Below are 3,108 nucleotides of genomic sequence, written 5' to 3'. Positions count from 1 at the left end.
GGGAGCGTCTATGCGGGCTTGTCGAGGCATGACAAGAAGGTTGCCACACCCCTCTTACATTAGCAACGGGCACCCCAGATAGAGAAGGAGGCAGAGAAACGCATAATTTCATGGGCGTCCCCCTGCCTCCTGTCTCCCCACCCGTTGCTAGCTTGACCACACCCACCCAGTTTGTATTATTTAATCTTTTGGCGCAAACATTAGCCCTAGTCGTGGCAAAGGAGGAGTAATGTCTGGCAACAACAACTGCCAAAACTGCCACACGTTGAAGGCCGCTTGCGACGAGGCCTTCCACACCTATCCAAAGTCCTGTAGTCATGCCGTTTGGCATGTCATCAGAAAATACGTCTACGATCAACCTTACCTTACCGCAAACAACCTTCTTCAAGTTGTAGGGAGAAGCCCTAAATGGCAGGAGGTTCAGATTCATGAATTAGCGCAACTTGCAAATGACGGTGTACTTGTCATAGGCGGCGCAGTTGACTCCCCACATGGACATGTGATTGTTGTATATCCAGGCCAGCCCAAGAGTGACGGCGGGTACACATACATAAGCCGCAATGGGGAAAGTAAGATAATGCCTGGTCACGGCGTATATCCTCTTGCTATGTCCACTTCCATGGGAAGTTGGCCGGGAGCAAAAAACAAAGGAAATTTGACAGTCCGTGATTCCTGGTCCCGTGAAAAATTTGAAGGGGTTAGGTTTTTCAAATATGTAGGCACACCATATAGCACGGCAACAGGCTTAGGAAACTAAGGAGGTCGGTACGTGTACAAAAAGGTTTTGCTGATACTTCTTGTCTTCCACCTATCGTGGCCAACCTCGAGGTCCTTCGCAGGGTACCCCGGCTTTGTTGAATTAAAGTCAACGGTCTGCGTCCCAATTGATCAACAGCATGCAGAGAAGTTGCCTTCTCCCTGGAGGAAATACCTGGCCTTCACAAAAATGTGTCCCTTAAGCAAAACCCCAACTTCAAAAGCACGTGTTTTCCTTGTCTCTGTCTGGACTGAGGATTACCTTAACGCGAAGCAGAGTAACATGTGGGAGGAGTTCCCTTCGAGTATCATCGTAGACGATCGCATGAACAATCTGGGAACGCTTCCCGTAATTTTTCCGATAGAAGCTCCAACTGAACCTGCAATTTACTTTGGAAGATGGAAAGCCAGCCTACCTACCGAAATACGAGTCGATGTCTATGACCCCACCGTTTCCGGTGACCACTACTACTCTCCGCTGATCTGGAATGACAAAGAGAAGAGGTTCAGCATGCTCGATAAAGAGCCGAAGTCAGGAAGTCGTTACAAACCCCAATATAAGTAAAACAGGGGGACGCCAATACGCCTCTTACATTAGCAGCGGGCACCCCAGATGGAGAAGGAGGCAGAGAAACGCATAATTTCATGGGCGTCCCCCTGCCTCCCAGGCGCAGCATCCTTTACAAATGACTCATACCGCGACATTGCCATCTTTGGCGTCTCTCCAAAATAAGACAATACCTCCATCGTCGCCTGCCCGTTCAATTGGCGTCTTCCCATCAAGACGCAATGGCCGCTCCAGGGGTACCCAAGAAGGTCCTCCACGTCGTCTACTAAACCAGCTCGAAGAGGGTTTAGATGTATGTATCGAACCAACTCCAAGAGGTATGGCTCCTCTTCGCACACAATCGATTTGTAACGATTCTGGAATAGATGACCTACCCGGTGATGACGCTTGTTGAAGGTTACAGCGTATCCGGTAAGAAGGCGGCGCATGAAGGAAGAGAGTTTAACGCGCTGTGGTCTTAGCAGGAGGTGAAGATGATTGGTCATCAGGACCCATGCCAGGCATGCTGTGTTCGTCTTGATGAGTAGAGTCGATAGGCGGTCAAGGAAAGAGTGGCGGTCCTTGTCATCGATGAAGATATCACACTTCTCGATGCCTCGGACCATGACATGCTGCAGGACACCGACGGCATCAAGGCGGGCAAGTCTTGGCATACCTGCAACATTAACACCGGCCAATCAAAAGTCAAAATCTCAACAACGTCCCCCCGATGCCCTATCTGTGTCATCGAGGAAGATCTTTCTCCGCTCGATGCCACGGCAGATGATGTGATGGCAGGCACCGGGAGCGTCTATGCGGGCTTGTCGAGGCATGACAAGAAGGTTGCCACACCCCTCTTACATTAGCAACGGGCACCCCAGATAGAGAAGGAGGCAGAGAAACGCATAATTTCATGGGCGTCCCCCTGCCTCCCCCAAAGGTTCTTTGCCGTGTCGCCAAACTTGCGCGACATCCATCTTAAGCAACCCAGCAACTCGCTCCACGGCGTGTTCCAAGTCAAAGCCATCCGCCCGGTTCGCACAGGTCCTCTCCACATGCTCTTCCGCCTTTTGTAACACCCGCTCCACGAAGTCACTATCACCAAGGATGCGCTCGTCGCTTTTCAAGAAGATGCCGGCGCGTCGAGCAGCAACGACTTCCTCCCACCCCCCAGCGCTTCGCACCAAACCTCCGCCGGTCAGGTCCGGCCTATTGCCGTCTCTGAGCCCATCAGCGAGAAAATTCTCATAGCTGCAGCGGGCATCCCGTTCATTGCTTCCGAATCTGCCAAGGACCTCGGACGTTTCTTGCCATGGGAACCTCCTATCCCCGAGCAGTTGCCCGTGCCCACAATATCGATGCAGTCGCAGCTCGTGCAATGTACTTACAATTCCTGCCCTGACCGGGTTCAGGTGGATGTAGCGCACCAGCTCAAGCAGGTATGGATCCATTTGGCAGAGGATGGATTTGTATCGGTTTTGAAAGAGGTGGCCCGAGCGGTTGTGACGATGATTGAATTCTACGGCATAGCCGGTTGTGAGGCGACGCATCACGTCGGAGATGGGAGTATTGCCGGTTTGGAGAAGAAGATGAAAGTGGTTGGGAATAAGCGCCCAGGCAAAGCAGCGAGTCGAAGATTTCTTCAGGACTTGTCCCAGGCGCAAAAGGAAGCGGTCCCTATCTGTGTCATCGAGGAAGATCTTTCTCCGCTCGATGCCACGGCAGATGATGTGATGGCAGGCACCGGGAGCGTCTATGCGGGCTTGTCGAGGCATGACAAGAAGGTTGCCACACCCCTCTTACAT

Annotated in this window: 5 protein-coding genes; 3 read left to right on the top strand and 2 right to left on the bottom strand. The window is 52.0% G+C overall.

Going from position 1 to position 3,108, the window contains the following annotated elements:
* The first annotated feature begins 229 nt into the window (after positions 1–229).
* On the top strand, positions 230–757 hold the full coding sequence (locus H7687_RS21790) for a hypothetical protein (RefSeq protein ID WP_183351390.1): 528 nt from the start codon (positions 230–232) through the stop codon (positions 755–757).
* Between the two features lie 12 nt (positions 758–769).
* Positions 770–1,321: a hypothetical protein gene (locus tag H7687_RS21785; protein WP_183351388.1), complete on the top strand. Its 552-nt coding sequence runs from the start codon at positions 770–772 to the stop codon at positions 1,319–1,321.
* A gap of 29 nt (positions 1,322–1,350) precedes the next feature.
* Here the strand turns inward: H7687_RS21785 and H7687_RS21780 are convergent, their stop codons facing one another.
* Complete coding sequence (locus tag H7687_RS21780; RefSeq protein WP_246405070.1) at positions 1,351–1,929, bottom strand: transposase; 579 nt, start codon at positions 1,927–1,929, stop codon at positions 1,351–1,353.
* On the opposite strand from H7687_RS21780, the gene H7687_RS21775 reads away from it, so the two are divergent.
* Positions 1,876–2,169 (top strand): hypothetical protein, encoded by a 294-nt coding sequence (locus H7687_RS21775; RefSeq protein ID WP_183351392.1) that lies wholly within the window; start codon positions 1,876–1,878, stop codon positions 2,167–2,169. The genes H7687_RS21780 and H7687_RS21775 overlap by 54 nt on opposite strands.
* Before the next feature lie 45 nt (positions 2,170–2,214).
* Here H7687_RS21775 and H7687_RS22035 read toward each other — a convergent pair whose 3' ends face one another.
* The gene (locus tag H7687_RS22035; protein WP_183351386.1) at positions 2,215–3,078 is read right to left on the bottom strand and encodes a transposase; all 864 of its coding nucleotides are present in this window, start codon (positions 3,076–3,078) and stop codon (positions 2,215–2,217) included.
* Positions 3,079–3,108: the final 30 nt, after the last annotated feature.

Source organism: Geomonas paludis (assembly GCF_014193585.1).
GTDB classification, from domain to species: Bacteria; Desulfobacterota; Desulfuromonadia; order Geobacterales; family Geobacteraceae; genus Geomonas; species Geomonas paludis.
This window is presented reverse-complemented; position numbering and strand designations above follow the sequence as displayed.